16 protein-coding genes are annotated in these 18075 nt (G+C 71.4%); 10 read left to right on the top strand and 6 right to left on the bottom strand.

Annotation, left to right across the window (positions count from 1 at the left end; genetic code table 11):
* Positions 1-30: 30 nt before the first annotated feature.
* Positions 31-1149, bottom strand: a complete 1119-nt coding sequence (gene prfB, locus AB0H75_RS02165; RefSeq protein ID WP_367788396.1) for a peptide chain release factor 2 — start codon at positions 1147-1149, stop codon at positions 31-33.
* 47 nt (positions 1150-1196) lie between these two features.
* Here prfB and AB0H75_RS02160 point away from each other — a divergent pair, with 47 nt between their 5' ends.
* The 5 genes from AB0H75_RS02160 (at position 1197) to AB0H75_RS02140 (ending at position 4990) form a co-directional block, all read left to right on the top strand.
* Complete coding sequence (locus AB0H75_RS02160; RefSeq protein WP_367788394.1) at positions 1197-2234, top strand: hypothetical protein; 1038 nt, start codon at positions 1197-1199, stop codon at positions 2232-2234.
* A gap of 58 nt (positions 2235-2292) precedes the next feature.
* Positions 2293-2526, top strand: a complete 234-nt coding sequence (locus tag AB0H75_RS02155; protein ID WP_367788392.1) for a hypothetical protein — start codon at positions 2293-2295, stop codon at positions 2524-2526.
* Between the two features lie 38 nt (positions 2527-2564).
* The gene (locus AB0H75_RS02150; protein WP_367788390.1) at positions 2565-3047 is read left to right on the top strand and encodes a Clp protease N-terminal domain-containing protein; all 483 of its coding nucleotides are present in this window, start codon (positions 2565-2567) and stop codon (positions 3045-3047) included.
* Positions 3048-3254: 207 nt separating this feature from the next.
* Positions 3255-4157 carry an ABC transporter ATP-binding protein gene (locus AB0H75_RS02145; RefSeq protein ID WP_367788388.1) on the top strand — a complete coding sequence of 301 codons (903 nt, stop codon included), beginning with the start codon at positions 3255-3257 and terminating at the stop codon, positions 4155-4157.
* Positions 4154-4990 (top strand): ABC transporter permease, encoded by an 837-nt coding sequence (locus tag AB0H75_RS02140; RefSeq protein ID WP_367788386.1) that lies wholly within the window; start codon positions 4154-4156, stop codon positions 4988-4990. Before AB0H75_RS02145 ends, AB0H75_RS02140 begins: the two co-directional genes overlap by 4 nt.
* Positions 4991-5105: 115 nt before the next feature.
* Here the strand turns inward: AB0H75_RS02140 and AB0H75_RS02135 are convergent, their stop codons facing one another.
* The 4 genes from AB0H75_RS02135 to AB0H75_RS02120 all read right to left on the bottom strand — a co-directional run bounded on the left by AB0H75_RS02135 (position 5106) and on the right by AB0H75_RS02120 (position 11661).
* On the bottom strand, positions 5106-9980 hold the full coding sequence (locus tag AB0H75_RS02135; protein WP_367788384.1) for an NAD-glutamate dehydrogenase: 4875 nt from the start codon (positions 9978-9980) through the stop codon (positions 5106-5108).
* A gap of 39 nt (positions 9981-10019) precedes the next feature.
* Positions 10020-10823 (bottom strand): tryptophan 2,3-dioxygenase, encoded by an 804-nt coding sequence (locus AB0H75_RS02130; RefSeq protein ID WP_367788382.1) that lies wholly within the window; start codon positions 10821-10823, stop codon positions 10020-10022.
* 86 nt (positions 10824-10909) lie between these two features.
* On the bottom strand, positions 10910-11107 hold the full coding sequence (locus AB0H75_RS02125; RefSeq protein WP_367788380.1) for a zf-HC2 domain-containing protein: 198 nt from the start codon (positions 11105-11107) through the stop codon (positions 10910-10912).
* Positions 11107-11661: a sigma-70 family RNA polymerase sigma factor gene (locus AB0H75_RS02120; protein ID WP_367788378.1), complete on the bottom strand. Its 555-nt coding sequence runs from the start codon at positions 11659-11661 to the stop codon at positions 11107-11109. The genes AB0H75_RS02125 and AB0H75_RS02120 overlap by 1 nt, the downstream gene beginning before the upstream one ends.
* Positions 11662-11769: 108 nt before the next feature.
* Between AB0H75_RS02120 and AB0H75_RS02115 the strand changes: the two genes are divergently transcribed.
* The 4 genes from AB0H75_RS02115 to AB0H75_RS02100 all read left to right on the top strand — a co-directional run bounded on the left by AB0H75_RS02115 (position 11770) and on the right by AB0H75_RS02100 (position 16426).
* Entirely contained in the window at positions 11770-12411 is a 642-nt protein-coding gene (locus AB0H75_RS02115) for a DUF4142 domain-containing protein (RefSeq protein WP_367788376.1), read from the top strand.
* Positions 12412-13860, top strand: coding sequence for a DUF1996 domain-containing protein (locus tag AB0H75_RS02110; protein WP_367788374.1), 1449 nt, complete (start codon positions 12412-12414; stop codon positions 13858-13860).
* 72 nt (positions 13861-13932) lie between these two features.
* A complete protein-coding gene (locus AB0H75_RS02105) occupies positions 13933-14781 on the top strand; it encodes a hypothetical protein (RefSeq protein ID WP_367788372.1) in 849 nt (282 codons plus the stop codon).
* Between the two features lie 31 nt (positions 14782-14812).
* The gene (locus AB0H75_RS02100; RefSeq protein WP_367788370.1) at positions 14813-16426 is read left to right on the top strand and encodes an NADH-ubiquinone oxidoreductase-F iron-sulfur binding region domain-containing protein; all 1614 of its coding nucleotides are present in this window, start codon (positions 14813-14815) and stop codon (positions 16424-16426) included.
* 74 nt (positions 16427-16500) lie between these two features.
* Here the strand turns inward: AB0H75_RS02100 and AB0H75_RS02095 are convergent, their stop codons facing one another.
* Positions 16501-17181 (bottom strand): L,D-transpeptidase family protein, encoded by a 681-nt coding sequence (locus tag AB0H75_RS02095; protein ID WP_367788368.1) that lies wholly within the window; start codon positions 17179-17181, stop codon positions 16501-16503.
* A gap of 201 nt (positions 17182-17382) precedes the next feature.
* Here AB0H75_RS02095 and AB0H75_RS02090 point away from each other — a divergent pair, with 201 nt between their 5' ends.
* Positions 17383-18051 carry a GNAT family N-acetyltransferase gene (locus AB0H75_RS02090; protein WP_367788366.1) on the top strand — a complete coding sequence of 223 codons (669 nt, stop codon included), beginning with the start codon at positions 17383-17385 and terminating at the stop codon, positions 18049-18051.
* The last annotated feature ends 24 nt before the right edge of the window (positions 18052-18075 follow it).

Genomic DNA, 18075 nt, shown 5'->3' with positions numbered 1-18075 from the left:
TGCCTCCGGCGGCCCCCGGCGGCGCGGCCGTCACTCCGCCGCGCCCGACTCCTGCCGGCGCATCCAGCGGATCTCCGACTCGATGAACTCGTCGAGGTCGCCGTCGAGCACCGCCGTCGGGTTGCCCGCCTCCGTGCCCGTGCGCAGGTCCTTCACGATCTGGTAAGGGTGCAGGACGTAGTTGCGGATCTGCGTGCCCCACGACGTGGTCGTGGCCCCCCGCAGCTCCGACATCTTCTCCGCCTCCTCCTGGCGCTTGCGCTCCAGCAGCTTGGCCTGCAGGACCGCCATGGCGGTGGCGCGGTTCTGCAGCTGGGAGCGCTCGTTCTGGCAGGAGACGACGATGTTGGTGGGCAGGTGGGTGATGCGCACCGCCGAGTCGGTGGTGTTGACGCCCTGGCCGCCGGGGCCGCTGGAGCGGTAGACGTCGACGCGGATCTCGTCCTCGTTGATGTCGATGTGGTCGGTCTGCTCCACGACCGGCACGATGTCGACCCCGGCGAACGAGGTCTGCCGGCGCCCCTGGTTGTCGAACGGGCTGATGCGGACCAGGCGGTGCGTGCCGTGCTCGCCGCGCAGCGTGCCGTACGCGTAGGGCGCCTTGATCGTGAACGTGGCCGACTTGATGCCGGCCTCCTCCGCGTAGGAGGTGTCGTAGACCTCGGTCGGGTAGTTCTTGCGCTCGGCCCACCGCAGGTACATGCGCAGCAGCATCTCGGCCCAGTCGGCGGCGTCGACGCCGCCCGCCTGCGCGTTGATGGTGACCAGGGCCTCGCGGGCGTCGTACTCGCCCGACAGCAGCGTGCGCACCTCCAGCGCGCCGATGTCGGACTTGAGCGTCTCCAGCTCCTTGTCGGCCTCGGCGCGCGTGTCGTCGTCGCCCTCCTCGGAGGCCAGCTCGTAGAGGACGCTCAGGTCGTCGAGGCGGCGCGCCACGCCATCGACGCGGTTGAGCTCGCCCTGGAGGTGGGAGAGCTTGCTGGTGACCTTCTGGGCCTGCTCGGGGTCGTCCCAGAGGTCGGGCGCGGCGACCTGCTGTTCCAGCTCCTCGATCTGCTTGCGCATAGCGTCGAGGTCGAGCACGTCCTGGATGCTGCGGAGCGTGCCCGCGAGCTCGTTGATCTCTTCTGCCGGATCGATGCCTGCCACGTCTCCCTAGGGTACGCGACCCTCGCGGGCCCGAATAACATGGCGAGGTGCGTGCATACGGGCGGCGGTGGCTCCTGGCGCTCGCCGCCGGCATGCTGGCCGGGGCGACCGCCTGCACCGGCGATGCCGCACCGCCCGCCACCACCCGGCCGGCCGCGGCGACGACGGCCACGCCCACCCCCACGGCCACGCCGTCGCCCAGCCTCGTGGCGATCACCAGGGCCGAGGCGGCCGAGGTGTTCACCGGCGTCACGCTCGCCGACGACCGGCTGCGCGCGCGGAGCAGGCTGCAGGAGGGGCGCCTGCGCCTGGCGATCGAGGGCCTGACGACCGGCGGGCAGTCGTCGCTGGTCGCGGCCGCCTATCTGTCCACCGGCTACGCGCCGCCCCGCTACCGGTGGGGCACGCCCACCTTCTACGTGCCCAGGTTCGGCCCGCAGGAGCCGGCGCCCTGGTTCAGCGCGCTGGTGACGCGCGACGGGCAGCCGACGCTGCTGACGTTCACCAAGTCCGACCTGTGGCGGCTCAGCTCGGTGGCGCAGCTCCTGCCCGGGCAGAAGATGCCGGAGATCGCCCTCGACGCCGAGGGCTACGCCACGGCGCTGGCCGCCGACGACAAGAGCGTGACGATCAGCCCCCAGTTCATGCAGCCGGTGCACGCCAGCGTGGCCGAGACCGGGTCGTCGGGCGTGACGGCCGGGCTGGTCGCGGCGGGGCCCTACACGACCGAGGTGGCCGAGCAGATCGCCGAGCTGCGGGAGAAGGCGAAGGCCGACGGCTTCAGCTACGACTCCATCTTCAGCGCCGACAACTTCCCGGTCTACGCGCTGCGCACCGCCGACGGCGGGGCGCTGATCCAATACTCCCTGTCGCGGACCACGACCACGACCACCAAGACGGCCGAGGACGACTACATCCCGGTGCCCGACGCGGCGCGCTGGTCGGTCGGCTCCACGGTGCTGCGCCGCACGCTGCGCCTGGTCGAGACCCACCAGTTCGCCACCGCGGTGCCGCCCATCGCCAAGGCGGGGGCCGCCGCCGTCATCGCCCACGACGGGGCCCTGACGCGCGCCTACGGGACGTGACCCCGGTTTAAGCAACTCCGGTTGACTATCACCGGAACAGTCAACTACGGTTGCTCGCATGCCGGCAGAAGACCCCATCGTTCCCCAGGACCCCGCCGACGCGCTGGCCGCGGTCGCCGCCCTGCGGCGCCTGGCCGACCGGCTGGAGGACGCCGCCGTCGAGCAGGCCATGCGCGCGGGCTGGAGCTGGCCCGACGTCGCCGAGGCGCTCGGCGTCACCCGCCAGGCGGTCCACAAGAAGCACGCCCCGCGCCTGACCGCGGCCGGCGTGGCCCTGCGGCGACGGCGTTGAGAAGACGACGTTGAGAAGACGACGTTCAGGAGACGACAGTGAGCGCGATCGACCATTACATCAACGCGATCATCGTGCGCGGCATGGCCGAGGCGCGGGACGACGGCTCGTCCGCCGTCGAGGCCCACCACCTGCTGATGGGGATCGCCGCCCACGAGGGCACCGCCGCGCACCGCGTCCTGGCCGCGGCGGGCCTCGGCCCCGAGGCCGTCCGGCGGGCCCTGGACCGGGAGTTCGAGCACAGCCTGAGCACCGTCGGCGTCTCCCCCGCCGCCTACGACCTCCCGCGCCCCACGCCCGACCCCAAGCGCAGCCTCAAGCTCGGCGCCTCGGCCCGGCTCGCGCTCGACCGCGCCTTCGCCGCCGCCACCGGCAAGAGGGACCTGCGCCCGGCCCACCTGCTGATGGGCGTCCTGGAAGCCGAGGTGGGCACGGTCCCGCGCGCCCTCGCGCTGGCCGGCCTGGACCGCACCGAGCTGCACACCCGCGCCCGCGCCACCCTCGCCACCGAGACCTGGTAACCCCTCCCCCGCAGAGCCGGGCAAACCCGGCGCCTCTCTCGCCCCACCCTCGTCACACCACGGCCGCGCGACGGCCCGCGCCGCGCCATGCCGGGGCAGCGCCATGCCCTCATGCACCGGCACCGGCCGATCCCCCTCCACACCCCGCGCCGGGCCCGCCGGCCGTGCGGGCACGCGCGCGTGCCTCCTTCGACAGAAAGGACCCCCATGACCACGACCACGGACGACGGCGGGACGGCGCTCGACGTCGCCGGCCTGCGCATGCGCTACGGCGACACCGACGTCCTGCACGACGTCACCTTCCAGGCCCGCCACGGCGAGGTGCTGGCCCTGCTGGGCCCCAACGGGGCGGGCAAGACCACCACGATCGAGATCCTGGAGGGCTTCCGCCTGCGCTCCGAGGGCCGGGTCGCGGTGCTGGGCACCGATCCCGCGCACGGCGACGAGCGGTGGCGGGCCCGGCTCGGGATCGTGCTGCAGTCGTGGCGCGACCACGGCAAGTGGCGGGTCCGCGAGCTGCTGGCCCACCTCGGCACCTACTACGCCGCGCACTCCACGCCCGGCGTCCGGCGGCCGTGGGACGCCGACGAGCTGATCGCCGCCGTCGGCCTGACCGCGCAGGCGGGCAAGAAGGTCAGGACCCTGTCGGGCGGCCAGCGGCGCCGGCTGGACGTGGCCATCGGGCTGGTCGGGCGGCCCGAGGTGCTGTTCCTCGACGAGCCGACGACCGGGTTCGACCCGCGGGCCAGGCACGAGTTCCACGGGCTGGTCCGCGGCCTGGTGGAGGGCGGCGCGACCACCGTCCTGCTCACCACGCACGACCTGGACGAGGCCGAGAGGCTGGCCGACCGCATCCTCGTCCTGGACGGCGGCCGGATCGTCGCCGAGGGGACGGCCGCCGAGCTGGCCCGCCGCATCGCGGGCGAGGACGAGGTGCGCTGGCTGCACGACGGGCAGCGGCACGTCGCGCGGACCGCCGACTCGACCGCGTTCGCCAGGGAGCTGTTCGCCCGGCACGGCACCGGGATCCGGGAGCTGGAGATCCGGCGGGCCTCGCTGGAGCAGTCGTACCTGGCGCTGGTGCGGCAGGCGGAAGGAGCGGGCCGATGAACGCGACGGCGCTGCGCGCGGGCTGGACCCGTGGCCTGATCGAGCTGCGGCAGTCGTTCACCAACGGGGCCGAGCTGCTGTCGCACTTCCTGTGGCCGGCGCTGATGGTGGCCGCCCTGTTCTTCCTGCGGGACCGGTCGTTCGGCGGCGTCCCGCTGGGCGTCCTGGCGCTGCCGGGCATCCTCGGCATGAACGCCGCCACCGGCCTGATCAGCATGGCCCAGCAGCTCACCGCCGACCGCGAGGACGGCACCCTGCTGCGGGCCAAGGCCACCCCGCACGGGATGCCCGCCTACCTGATCGGCAAGGTGATCGCGGTCGCCGGCGGGCTGCTCGCCGACCTGGTGATCTTCCTGGTGCCCGCCCTGCTGATCGCCGGTGACGGATTGGCGGTCGGGCCGGGGTCGTGGCCGGTCCTGGCCTGGGTGCTGGTGCTGGGGCTGGTGGCCACGTTGCCGGTGGGGGCGGTGCTGGGCTCGGTGTTCACCAGTGCCCGCGCGCAAGGGCTGATCCAGTTGCCGTTCCTGGCGGTGATCGGGATCTCCGGGGTCTTCTATCCGGTCACCGTGCTGCCGGGGTGGTTGCAGGCGCTCGCGCAGGTCTTCCCGGTCTACTGGATGGGGCTGGGCATGCGTTCCGCGCTGCTGCCGGACGCGGCGGCCGCGGTCGAGATCGGCGGCTCGTGGCGGCCGCTGGGGACCGCCGCCGTGCTGGCCGCCTGGGCGGTGCTGGGCCTGCTGCTCGCGCCGGGCGTGCTGCGCCGGATGGCGCGCGGCGAGTCGGGCGCGAGCGTGGCCGCCCGCCGCGAGCGCGCGCTGCGGCGGGTCGGGTGACGCCGTCACGGGCGGACAGCACGGGCGCCGCGGCGAGTCGGGTGACGCCGTCACGGGCGGACACCACGGGCGCCGCGGCGGGCCGGAGGACGGCCCCGCCGCGGCGCCCGCGACGCTACGCCTCCGTGTGGGGGAGGTTGCTCGCGGCGACCAGGGTGCGGATGGCGCGCAGCGCGACCGACAGCGTGGCCAGGTCGAAGTTGTCGCTCTCCCAGATCTCCGACAACGTCTGCCGGGCCCGCGAGACGGCCGCCGAGTTCGCCTCCGACCAGCGGGCCAGCCGCTCCTCCGGCGGCAGGCCCGGCTTGCTGTGGGCCAGCACGTCGCGGGTGAGCGAGGCGTGCGCGGCGTACAGGTCGTCGCGCAGGGCCTGGCGGGCCATCGAGTTCCACCGGTTGTCGCGGGGCAGCGCGATGACGCGCTCACGCAGGCGGGCGAGCTGGAGCCGTTCGGCCAGGTCGAAGTAGACCTCGCCGACCTCGCTGACCGGCCGCTCCGTGAGCGAGGCGATCTCCACCAGGTCGAGCGTCGAGTACGCGGGCACCATCGCGGCCACCCGCTCGGCCAGCTCCTGCGGCACGCCCCTGGCCAGGAACGAGTCGCGGCGCTCCTCGTAGGCGGCCTGGTCGGGCCCGGTGAGCAGCTTCGGGAAGTGGGCCATGAGCCCGTTGACGCCCTTGACGAAGAAGCTCACCGATCCGGCCAGGTCCAGCGGCGGCCGGCGGTTGGCCAGCAGCCAGCGGGTGCCGCGCTCGGCCAGCTTGCGGGCCTCCAGCCGCATGGCGGTCTGGGTGGCGGTGTCGACCTGGTTGTCCAGGGCCTCGACCGCGCGGTAGAAGCTCGGCAGGTCGAAGACCTCCCGCGCGACCAGCCAGGCCCGGACGATGTCGGGGGCGGAGGCGCCGGTCTCCTCGCCGAAGCGGTGCATGAACGTGGTGCCCATGGAGTTGACCAGGTCGTTCACCACGCCGGTGGTGATGATCTCGCGGCGCAGCGGGTGCGCGTCCATGTACGGGCGGAACCGCTCCCGCAGCGCCGACGGGAAGTACGACACCAGCCACGACTCCAGGTAGGGCTCGTCGGGCAGGTCGGAGTTGAGCAGCTCGGCGTCCAGCACCAGCTTGGTGTAGGCCAGCAGCACGGAGAACTCCGGACCGGTCAGCCCGAGCCGGGCCTGGCGGCGCTCGGCCAGCGTCTTGTCCGAGGGCAGGAACTCCAGCTCCCGGTTGACCAGGCCCTCGCGCTCCATCCGCCGCAGGTAGCGGGCGTGGATGTGCAACATCTCGACGGCCTGGGCGCGGGCCGCGTCGAGGACCACGTTCTGGGCGTAGTTGTCGCGCAGCACCAGGTCGGCGACCTCGTCGGTCATCGAGGTGAAGACCTGGTTGCGCTGCTTGTCGGTCAGCTCGCCGTCGCGGACGACCTGGTCGAGCAGGATCTTGATGTTGACCTCGTGGTCGGAGGTGTCGACCCCGGCCGAGTTGTCGATGAAGTCGGTGTTGACCAGCCCGCCGTTGAGCGCGAACTCGATGCGGGCGAGCTGGGTCAGCCCGAGGTTGCCGCCCTCGCCGATCACCTTGCAGCGCAGCTCGGCGGCGTCCACGCGGAGCGCGTCGTTGGCCTTGTCGCCGACGTCGGCGTGGGACTCGGAGCCGGCCTTGACGTAGGTGCCGATGCCGCCGTTCCACAGCAGGTCCACCGGGGCCTTGAGGATGGCGTTGATCAGGTCGTTGGGGGCGAGCGAGGTGACGCCGGAGGGGATGCCGAGCGCCTCCCGCATCTGCGGCGTGATCTGGACGGACTTCGCCGAGCGGGAGAAGACGCCGCCGCCGGGCGAGATCAGCTTGGCGTCGTAGTCCTCCCAGGAGCTGCGCGGCAGCTCGTACAGGCGCTGCCGCTCGGCGAAGGAGCGTTCGGCGTCCGGGGAGGGGTCGACGAAGATGTGCCGGTGGTCGAAGGCGGCCACGAGGCGGATGTGCCGGGACAGCAGCATGCCGTTGCCGAACACGTCGCCCGACATGTCGCCGACGCCGACCACGGTGAAGTCGGTGGTCTGGGTGTCCACGCCCATCGTGCGGAAGTGGTACTTGACCGACTCCCAGGCGCCGCGGGCGGTGATGCCCATCGCCTTGTGGTCGTAGCCGATGGAGCCGCCGGAGGCGAAGGCGTCGCCCAGCCAGAAGCCGTACTCCTTGGCCACCGCGTTGGCGATGTCGGAGAAGGTCGCGGTGCCCTTGTCGGCCGCGACGACCAGGTAGGGGTCGTCGCCGTCGTGCCGGACGACGTCGGCGGGCGGCACGACCTTGCCGTCCACGAGGTTGTCGGTGACGTCCAGCAGGCCCGAGATGAAGGTGCGGTAGCAGGCCACGCCCGCGGCCATCAGCTCCTCGCGGGTGCCGTCCACCGGAGGACGCTTGACGACAAATCCGCCTTTAGACCCAGTCGGGACAATAACGGTGTTTTTCACCATCTGTGCCTTGACCAGGCCCAGGATCTCCGTCCGGAAGTCCTCCATGCGGTCCGACCAACGCAGACCGCCGCGCGCCACCTTCCCGAAGCGGAGGTGCACGCCCTCCACCCGCGGCGAGTACACGAATATCTCGAACTTCGGCCGCGGCAGCGGCAGCACGCTGATGGCCTGCGAGTTGAATTTGAGAGAAATGTACGGTTTGCGGGCCCCATTCACCCTTTGGAAGTAATTGGTGCGCAAGGTCGCCTGGATCATCTCCAGGTACGCCCGCAGGATCCGGTCCTCGTCCAGCGAGGCCACCTCGTCCAGCGCGCCCAGGATCTCCTCGTTCAGCGCGTCCACCAGGTCGCACCGCACGTCCTCGCCCCGCCGCGGGTCGAGCCTGGCCTCGAACAGGCTGACCAGCAGCCGCGCCAGCCGCACGTTCCTGGTGAGCACCTTCTCCATGTAGAGCTGGGAGAACGTGCTGCCCGCCTGGCGCAGGTACTTGGCGTACACCCGCAGGATCTCGACCTGCTCCCAGGTCAGCCCGGCCCGCAGGATGAGCGCGTTGAGGTTGTCGGCCTGCACGCGCCCCTTCCACAGGGCCCGCAGGCCGTCCTGGAACAGGCGCTTGAAGTCGTTCCTGTCCACCTCGGCCGACGGCGTGTAGCGCAGGCCGAAGTCGTAGATCCAGGCGTTCTTGGTGCTGGGGTCGTTGTCCCGGTCGATCTCGTACGGCCGCTCGTCCACGACCTCGACGCCGAGCCGCTGGATGAGGGGCAGCACGTGGGAGAGCGAGATGGGCGAGCCGACCTTGTAGATCTTGAGCCGCCGCTCCCCCTCGGCCGCGTCGTACGGCTCGTAGAGGTTGATCCCGACCTCCTCGTCGTCGCCCGCGGCGACCAGCTCCTCCAGGCGGCGCAGGTCCATCACGGCCACCTTGGGCGGGAAGTCGGCCTTGTAGCCCTCGGGGAACGCGGCGGCGTAGCGGCGGGTCAGCGCCGGCGCCTCCTCCTCGGAGGTCGTCTCACTCAGCGCGGCGGCCAGGTCGTCCTCCCAGGAGCGGGTGAGGGCGGCCAGGCGGGCCTCCAGCTCCTCCACGTCCACGCTCGGCGGCGGGAGCTGCCGGCCGCGCTCGCCCCGCACCACCACGTGCAGGCGGGCCAGCACGGACTCGCCGATCATCGCGCTGTAGTCGAGCGACCTGCCGCCCAGGGCCTTGAGCAGCAGCTCCTGCATCTTCAACCGGATCTTGGTGGTGTAGCGGTCGCGCGGCAGGTAGATGAGGCAGGAGATGTAGCGGCCGTAGTCGTCGCGCCGCAGGAACAGCTTGACCTGCTTGCGCTCGCGCAGCCGCAGCACGCCGAGCGCGATCGGCAGCAGCTGCTCGACGGAGGTCTGGAACAGCTCGTCGCGCGGGAACGTCTCCAGGATCTCGATGAGGTCCTTGCCGTCGTGGCTGTCGGGGGCGAGGCCGGCCCGGTCGAGCACGTCGGCCAGCTTGCGGCGCAGCACCGGGATGCGGGAGATCGACTCGTTGTAGGCCACGTGCGTGAACAGGCCGAGGAAGCGCCGCTCGCCGATCACCTCGCCCTCGGGCGAGAACGTCTTGACCCCGATGTAGTCGAGGTAGGCCGCCCGGTGCACGGTGGCCCGCGAGTTGGCCTTGGTGATGATCATGAGCTGCTTCTCGCGCGCCTTGGCCCGCACCTCGGCGGGCAGCGTGGAGAAGCTCTCCGAGCCGATCCTGTCGTCGCGCAGGATGCCCAGCGCCGCGCCCGGCAGGGCCAGCAGCGCCTCGCCCTGCTCGGTGTCCGTCAGGCGGTACTCGCGGTAGCCGAGAAAGGTGAAGTGCCCGTCGGCGAGCCAGCGCAGCAGGTCGATGCTGTCCTCGACCTCGGCGGGCTCCAGCGGCGGCGGGCTCATGCCGAGGTCCTCGGCGGTCTGGACGGCCACCGCCCGCATCTTCCTGAAGTCCTCGACCGCGTGCCGCACGTCGCCGAGCACCCGCTGCAGGTCGGCCTCCAGCGCCTTCAGCGCCTCCGGGTCGGCCTGCCGGTCGATCTCGATGTGGATCCAGGACTCGACCAGCATCTGGCCGGTGACGTCCTCCTGGCCGCGGCCCAGCATGCGGCCGGTCATGTCCCTGCGCACCCGCATCTGCGGGTGGACCACCAGGTGGATGCCGAGATCGTGCCGGTCCAGCTCCATCGTCACCGAGTCGACCAGGAACGGCATGTCGTCGGTGACCACCTCCACCACCGAGTGCCCCGGGTCCCACCCGTTCTCCTCCAGGGTGGGGGTGAAGGCGCGGATCACCGGCCGGCCCTGGGGGCGCTGCTCGGCGAGCTGCCGCTGCGACATCGCGGGGCCGTACACGTCCACGGGGTTGCGGTCGAGCAGGTCCTCGGGGGCCACGTGCCGGTAGTACAGCCGCAGGAAGGACAGCGCTTCCTCGGCGGTCACGTGTTCGCTGCTGGTCACGCAGCTTTCCGCGGCTCGCTGGAGCAGCTCGTCCTTGGCCTCGTCGAGGGGCATGTCAGGTCTCACTCCTTTGTGAGGTTTCGGCGTGGCCGTTCACAGCCAGGCCCTTAGTTCCCACAGCAGCGGGAAGTAGTGCAGGCGCGTTCTGTCGCGCAGATAGGGGGCGCCCGTCGAGCCTCCGGTGCCCGACTTGGTGCCGATCTGGCGTTCGACCATCTGGACGTGGCGCATCCGCCACAACGCGGCGGTCTCGTCGTGCGTCAGGAGGTCTTCGGCCAGCTGCCACAGGTCGTCGTGGGACCGCCGGTCTCTGGCCACGGCCAGCAGCGAGCCCATGATCTCGTCGTCGGAGACCGGCAGGCCCCGCTGGGACAGGGCGGCCAGGTAAGCATCCCACAGGGTGGGCTCGGTGAGCCTCCTGCGCAGCCTGGCCAGCTCGGCGTCGCCGGCGTGCCGGAAGCTGGTGAGATAGCGCTCGTCCTTCAGGCCGGACAGGAACTCCATCTCGCGGAACTGCACCGACTGGAACCCGCTGGCCGGAGCCAGCTTCGACCGGAACGCCAGGAAGTCCTGGGGCGTCATCGTCTCCAGGACCTCGACCTGCTCGACCAGCACCCGCTCGACCGCGTGCACCCGCTGGAACAGGTGCCGGGCCCGCCACAGCTCGCCGCCGAACATGGCGGCGCGCGCGGCCTCCAGCTCGTGGAGCAGCAGCTTGAACCACAGCTCGTAGACCTGGTGAATGGTGATGAACAGCAGCTCGTCGGGCGCCTCGGACTCGGGCCGCTGCTGGTCGAGCAGCTCGGGCAGGCGGAGGTAGCCGCCGTAGGACAGCCGGCCGCCTTCCTCCCCGAACTGCCGACGCGGGGGACCGGGCGCATCACCGTCGATGCCCACCGAACACCTCCCCCTGAACCGCCCGGCCGTGGCGCGCCGGGCGCAATGTCGTGCTGTACCGATACCACCCGAAAAGGGGATGGACGTCAACGTGACATCGACATAGGGGGATCGTCGTCGGAGGCCGATGCGGTGTTCTTGAGCTCGTCGAGCTGGTCGGGCAGCTCGGCGAACTCGACCAGCTCCCGCTGGCACTGCTCGCACCCGTCGAGGTGGCGCTCGAACGCCTCGTGCTCCTCTTCATCGAGGACACCGAGGACATAGGCGGCCACCCCGTCGTGCATCAGCCGGCTACCCCCTTGTCCCGCAGCAGCTCGCGGAGAGCCCGGATCCCGTAGTAGAGCCGGGACTTCACCGTGCCCGGCGGGATCCCCAGAATCTCCGCCGCCTCACTTATCGTACGGTCTCTGAGGTAGGTCTGCTCAATGACTTCGCGGTGTTCTTCGGACAGACTGCGTAGCGCGTCGGCGACGACGATCGCCGACAGGGCCCGCTCCGAGCCGTCCGGCACCGCCATCATGTCGACTTCCGGCGGCTCGACCTCGTGAGGCCGCACGCTCTTCCGTCGACGTCCGTCGATGACAATCCTGCGGGCTACCGTCAGTAGCCACGCCCATAAGAGGCTTGGTTCCCATTGCAGTCTTGCCGAGTTACGCCAGGCTCGGACGAGCGTCTCCTGCACGACGTCTTCGGCCCATTGGAGGTCGTTACCAGTACTTTTGCGCACGTGGCGCAGCAGAGGGCCGCCGAACTCCTGGTAAAGCACCGCGATGCGGTGCTCCGCCTCGGCATCAGCACTCTCGAACCTGCCGTCGAGGTGACCTAGCACGGGGCACATCTTTACACCTTTGTTATCGGTCCGGTAGCCACTCCGATAACTCCAGTCATTTCTAACTATTCCCGGCCATAGCTGAACCTGACCCGCCGGCCCAGCGTACCTCCGACCATGCACAGGGTTTTGCGAGGCGAGCTGTTCATGCTCGGCGGCTTCGTCCTGGCCGCCGCCGTGACGATCGTGCTGGTCATGCCCCCGTCGATCGATCCGGCGGCAGCCCAGTTCACGCAGACGTCCGCGGGGCCGCTCACCGCCGCCGACCGGGATCTGGTGATCAAGGTACGGCAGGCCGGGCTCTGGGAGATGCCCGCGGGCGACATGGCCCAGACCCGCGCCGAGTCGCAGCGGGTCAAGGAGGTCGGCCGGCTGATCATGGAAGATCACAAGAAGCTGGACGCCATCACCGTCCAGGTCGCCAAGAAGCTGGGCGTGGCCATCCCCGACGAGCCCAACCCCGACCAGCAGCGCTGGCTGGCCCAGCTCGCGGCGGAGAGCGGCCCCGCCTTCGACAAGGACTTCGCGAACCTGCTGCGTGCCGCGCACGGCAAGGTCTTCACCGTCGTGGCGGGCGTACGGGCCGGGACCCGCAACTCGGAGATCAGGAAGTTCGCCCAGGAAGGCAACAACTTCGTCATGCGCCACATGACGCTCCTGGAGTCCACCGGCCTGGTCGACTTCGGGCAGCTCCCCGAGGCCCCCACGCCCTCCCCTGCACCACCCGTCGCTCTGGCGGTCGATCCGAGGAGACAGTAAATGAGGAGATCCAGACGCATGGCCGCGGCCATGTCCGCCTTGGCCGTGGCGGCTAGCGGGCTGGTGTCCGCGGCCGTGATCGGCGTCGGCCCCGCCCGGGCCGACCACTGCGACCCGGCCGAGCAGGCGTCACAGGGCCAGCAGCAGAACAACCGGCGCAACGCGGACCAGCAGGGTCAGGACGACCAGCAGGCCCAGGACCAGAACAACCAGCAGGACCAGAACGACCAGGACCAGAACGGCCAGCAGCAGAACGACCAGCAGGGCCAGGACAACCAGCAGGGCCAGAACGACCAGCAGAACGGCGACCAGCAGCAGGGCCAGGGCCAGAACGACGACCAGCAGGCCGCCCAGGGCGGCGGCCGCGCGCTGCTGGACCCGGCCGCCTCGCCGGAGTCGTCCCCCGAGGCGTCCCCCGAGGCGTCCTCCGAGACCGCCCCCGAGGCGTCGCCCACCGAGGAGCAGACCGCCTCGACCTTCTCCCGCCGCCGCAACAACCGCGGCCGGACCGCCACCCCCGTCCCCAGCCGGAGCGCGACCCCCACGGCGACCGCCACGAACGACCCCGACGAGGCCGAGTGCGCCGACCTGGGCCCGTTCGTCGAGGACTTCGTCGACATCCGCCAGGTCCCGCCGCAGCGGATCAACGCGCGCTTCAACAGGAACGGCTCCCGCGGCACCTTCGTCTCCCAGTGCGGCAGGAACGAGAACAAGCACAACAACCCGGACAACTTCATCGTGGCCCCCGGCGTGAGCAACGGGGCGCACCACATCCACGACTACGTGGGCAACCTGTCGACGGACGCCTTCTCCACCGACGAGAGCCTGGCCGCGGCGGGGACCACCTGCCGGCTGGGCGACAAGTCCACCTACTTCTGGCCGGTGCTCAGGGACCGCCGCTCGGACGCCAACGCCGGGGACGCCGACGGCAACGTCGGCCAGCAGCTCACCGCCCGCTCGGTGCAGCTCCAGTTCCGCGGCAACGCCACCTCGCGGGTGGTCGCCATGCCGAGGTTCCTGCGGATCATCACCGGTGACGCCAAGGCCGCGACCAACGGCCCGGCCAACGCCAAGGCCGCCTACACCTGCACGGGATTCCAAAATCGCATAACGACCGACAAATACCCGCTTTGCCCGCGCGGCAGCCTCGTCGTTCGTATCCTGGACTTCCCGAGCTGCTGGGACGGGCAGAACACCGACAGCGCCAACCACCGCACGCACGTGGTCTTCCCCGACCAGAGTGGTGCCTGTCCTCAGGGCACCCGGGCGATCCCCCAGCTACGCATGACCCTCACCTACGCGGTGCCACAGGGCCCGTCGTACGCGCTGGACGCCTTCCCTGAGCAGAAGCACAACCCGGTCACCGACCACGCGGACTTCGCCAACGTCATGCCCGACCGGCTGATGCAGACCGTCGTCTCCTGCATCAACCGGGGCCGCCGTTGCTGACCTGAGAACGCGCCCGCGAAGGGGCCTTCCGCCTTCCGAGTCGCACCCTCACCCGACCTTGGAGGGAAAGAGATGCTCCACAGACGACACCCCCGGCATCACGCCACCCAGCTGGACACCCGCAGCGTCCGGCTGGGGGCCAGTGCCACGATCATGGCTCTCCTGCTGTCGGCGTTCGCGCTGACCAGGACCGAGCGCGGCATCGAGCTGCTGGGCCGTGGGGTCGGCTTCCTCGAGTTCTACGCGGGCGTCTTCGCCCTGGTGCTGCTGACCGCGACCGTCGCGCTCGGCATCGTCACCACCGAGCGGGTCTTCCTGTCCCCGGCCAACCGGGTCAGGGCGCAGCTCGCGCACCGGGCCACCGCCCTCATCGGGCTGGCCTACCTGATCACGCACATCTCCCTCATGATCAGCCTCGGGCACGTACCGCTGGGAGCGGCGTTCGTGCCCGTGGCCGGGATCCGCGTGGCCTTCGGCGCGCTGGCCCTGGACCTGATGGTCCTGGCCGTGGTCACGGGGATGGTCCGGGGGCGGTTCGCCGTGAAGAACCGGCCGTGGATGTGGCGGGTCATGCACTCCGCCGCGTACCTGGCCTGGCCGATCGGCATCATGCACGGGCTCACGGCCGGGCGCCCGCCGGCCGGCTGGGTGGCCTGGTCGTACGTGGCCAGCCTGGCGGCGGTCGGCGCGGCGCTGATCGTACGCGTGCTGGCCTCGCTGCGCCGCCCGCCCGTGGCGACCGAAAGGGTCCAGGGGCCCGCGGTGACCGCTCCGGTCGCCGTCGGCGTGCCCGCCGAGCGGCCGCAGAAGGTCGCCGCGGGCAACAACAGCGCAGGAAGGGCCGCCGCCGTCGCGGGGGCCCGGCAGAACGCTCCGGTGAGCCTCGCCGAGGCCCGCCGCAGATACCGGGAGGCCGGTTGAGTACGTCGATTGCCGTCGCGAAGGAGCGAATGTGATCCCGGCCCGCGTGCCCAGGGTGCTACGGATGGGTCCGGCCCGGCTGACCGCCGGGCTGGACCATTGCCGTCGTCTCGACCTGCCCGCCCACCGCACGCTCCACGGCCTGGTGGAGCCGCGCGAGCTGGGCGAGCTGATCTCGTACGCCAACGAGGTGGACATGCGCGGGCGGGGCGGGGCGGCCTTCCCGTTCGCGCGCAAGCTGCGGGCGGTGGCCGACGCGGCCGGCTCCCGCGGCGAGAGCGTCGTGCTGGTCAACGGCGCCGAGGGCGAGCCCGCCAGCTCGAAGGACGCCATGCTGCTGACCCGCAACCCGCATCTCGTCCTGGACGGCGCGGTGCTGGCCGCCGAGGCGCTGGGCGCCAGGGAGGTGGTGGTGGCCACGGCCGGGGGCGAGGTGGCCGAGGCGTCCGTCGCCGCCGCCGTGGCCGAGCGCAGGGCCGCCAACGTCTCCGGCGGAGCGGAGAGCCGGGTGCCGATCCGGGTGGTCGGCATCAAGGAGCGCTTCATCTCCGGCGAGGGCGGCGCGCTGGTCAAGGCCGTCAACGGCGAGGAGGGCATCCCGCCGGGCCGCAAGAAGCGGGCCGCGACCAGCGGCGTGGACGGGCTGCCGACGCTGCTGTCCAACACCGAGACCTACGCCCAGCTCGCGCTGCTGGCCGAGTACGGGCCGGAGAAGTACGCCGCGGTCGGCACCAGCAAGGAGCCCGGCACGATCCTGCTCACCGTCAGCGGCGGCGCCGCCCACGGCGCGGTCATCGAGACCCCGACCGGCGCCCTGCTGGCCGACGTGCTGGCCCTGTGCGAGGCCGACGTCGGCGACGGGGTGCTGATCGGCGGCTACCACGGCGCGTGGTTGTCGGCGCGGGCGGCCGAGACGGCCGTGATCTCGCGCGAGGGCATGAAGGCGGCCGGCGCCACCCTGGGGGCCGGGATCATCGTGCCGCTGGGCGAGTCCACGTGCGCGCTGGGCGAGGCCGCCCGGGTCGCCTCCTATCTGGCGAGCGAGTCCGCGGGCCAGTGCGGCCCCTGCCGGCTCGGCCTGCCGGACGTGGCCAAGCTCATGTGCGCGCTGGTCGAGGGCACCGGCTCGGTGGACGCGGTCCGCCGGGCCGTGCGGCTGGTCGAGCGGCGCGGCGCGTGCTTCCACCCCGACGGCACCGCCACGTTCGTGTTGTCGGCGCTGGACGCGTTCGAGGACGAGATCGCGCTCCACCTGGAGCACGGCTCGTGCGGGCGGCCGGTGCGCGGCGTGATGCCGATGCCCGAGCGCGCGGCCGAGCTGGAGTACCGCCTGGAGGTGGACTGGTCGCGCTGCCAGGGGCACGGGTTGTGCGCGCACCTGCTGCCCGAGTTCGTGGAGCTGGACGACTACGGCTTCCCGTCGTTCCGCAACGTGCCCGCGTGGATGGTCAAGGAGGCGCGGCGGGCCGTGGACATGTGCCCGGCGCTGGCCCTGCGGCTGGCCCAGAGCAGCGGCGACGGGCACGGGCCCGGGCCGTCCAAGCCGAACGGCTCGCCGCTGCGGCTGGTCAAGGACGGCATGATGCGGGCCGCGAGCGTGCCCCGGCTGGCGCGGGCCGGCGCCGGAGGCGGATCGGCCGGGTGAGGAATGGTCCGGGCATGGTGGCGCGATATTCGCACCATCATGTCCGGATATTTCGCGAATAAGGCGTCAATGCATTACCGGCGGCCATCCCGTCGGCCCCTTCCGGATTTCTCCGAGCCGCCCCCTATCGGCAGCTTGCGGAGCTTGCCGCGCACGTACACCGGATCGCCGATCCTGACGATCTCGTACAGCCGCTTGGAGACCGCCATCGGCACGCGCACGCACCCGTGCGAGGCCGGCCGCAGCGGCACCTGCGTCGAGCCGTGCAGGGCGATGCCGCCGACGAAGTAGAGCGAGTTGTACATCGAGCCGAGCGCCCCGGTCGTCCAGCCGGGCGCCCGCTTGCTGACGCGGAAGTCCCCCACCGGCGTGATCGCGTTGCCGCAGTGCCCCTTGTCGCAGTAGTGGACCTCGGCGCCCGAGGAGATGTGCGAGGTCAGCACCGGGTGGCGGTCGCGGTAGACGGTGAGGAGCTGGTCACGCAGGTTCACCTCGACCCGCCGCGCGCCGCCCCCGGGCACCAGGGGGTGCCGGCGCGAGCGCCGGTCGAACGCCTTCCACACCTCCGGCCCGACCGCACCCTGGGGCATGAGCCCGCGGCTCTTCTGGAAGGCCCAGACCGCGAACCTGGTCTGGTCGTCGTAGACGCCGTTGAGCCTGCCGAAGTAGAAGCCTCCGGTGTGGAGGCGGCGTTGCAGCGTCCTCACCTGCTCGCCCCGGTCGCCGGGCCGGAGGACGACCACCGGTGCCGCCACCGGAGCCGCTTCCGTTCCCGCTTCCGTGTCCGCCTCGGCAGGCGTGCTCGCCCACCACGAAATGCCGCATCCTATGACGAGAGCGACAATTCCCCGTGCTTTTGTCGTCATATACCGCGCGTACCCGAATTATCGAATAGGCACCTCTCGGTTCGGAAAACAAGTCGCGATCCCCCGGGCCTCCTGGGAAGATGTGGCGGTATGCGTAACTGGCCGCTTTTCGGACTGTCCATCACGACCCCGCGCCTCGTGCTGCGTATCCCGTCCCTCCAGGACCTCGACGAGGTGGGCGACCGCGCCGCCGAGGGCGTCCACGACGAGGGCTTCATGCCGTTCCTGTTCCCCTGGACGGACGGCACGCCGGCCGAGCGGGCCAGGAACACCGTCCAGTACCACTTCCGCCGGTGGGCCACCTTCACGGCCGACGACTGGGCGCTGGAGTTCGCCGTGCTGCACGAGGGCCGGGCGGTCGGCACCCAGGGGATCATGGGCAAGGGCTTCTCCGTCACCCGCCAGGTCTCCACCGGCTCCTGGCTGGGCCGGCGCTTCCAAGGGCAGGGCATCGGCACCGAGATGCGGGCGGCCGTCCTACACCTGGCCTTCACCGGCCTGGGGGCGCGGCACGCGGTGACGGAGGCGTTCGCGGACAACCACGCCTCGCTCGCGGTCACGCGCAAGCTCGGCTACCGCGAGGACGGCATCGCCCTGCACGTCCGCAAGGGCGAGCCGGCCGTCATGCAGCGCTTCCGCCTCACCGCCGAGGACTGGGCCGCCGGCGACTGGAGCGGGACGCCCGGCTTCGAGATCCACGGCCTCGGCCCGTGCCTGCCGCTGCTGGGCCTCGGCGAAGCCGGACCTCGCGAAGCCTGATCTCCGCGAAGCCTGATTTATCAG

The sequence above is a fragment of the Nonomuraea sp. NPDC050783 genome, assembly GCF_040802095.1.
GTDB lineage: Bacteria > Actinomycetota > Actinomycetes > Streptosporangiales > Streptosporangiaceae > Nonomuraea.
Note: the sequence above shows the minus strand (reverse complement) of the source record. Positions and strands in the feature narration are given on the sequence as shown.

Bases quoted from the DNA above. Each gene is read 5' to 3' on its own strand.
- AB0H75_RS02155 (WP_367788392.1), top strand. From the start codon at position 2,293: ATGCCGGCAGAAGACCCCATCGTTCCCCAGGACCCCGCCGACGCGCTG.
- AB0H75_RS02145 (WP_367788388.1), top strand. From the start codon at position 3,255: ATGACCACGACCACGGACGACGGCGGGACGGCGCTCGACGTCGCCGGC.
- AB0H75_RS02140 (WP_367788386.1), top strand. From the start codon at position 4,154: ATGAACGCGACGGCGCTGCGCGCGGGCTGGACCCGTGGCCTGATCGAG.
- AB0H75_RS02135 (WP_367788384.1), bottom strand. From the start codon at position 9,980: ATGCCCCTCGACGAGGCCAAGGACGAGCTGCTCCAGCGAGCCGCGGAA.
- AB0H75_RS02125 (WP_367788380.1), bottom strand. From the start codon at position 11,107: ATGCACGACGGGGTGGCCGCCTATGTCCTCGGTGTCCTCGATGAAGAG.
- AB0H75_RS02120 (WP_367788378.1), bottom strand. From the start codon at position 11,661: ATGTGCCCCGTGCTAGGTCACCTCGACGGCAGGTTCGAGAGTGCTGAT.
- AB0H75_RS02115 (WP_367788376.1), top strand. From the start codon at position 11,770: ATGCACAGGGTTTTGCGAGGCGAGCTGTTCATGCTCGGCGGCTTCGTC.
- AB0H75_RS02110 (WP_367788374.1), top strand. From the start codon at position 12,412: ATGAGGAGATCCAGACGCATGGCCGCGGCCATGTCCGCCTTGGCCGTG.
- AB0H75_RS02105 (WP_367788372.1), top strand. From the start codon at position 13,933: ATGCTCCACAGACGACACCCCCGGCATCACGCCACCCAGCTGGACACC.
- AB0H75_RS02090 (WP_367788366.1), top strand. From the start codon at position 17,383: ATGCGTAACTGGCCGCTTTTCGGACTGTCCATCACGACCCCGCGCCTC.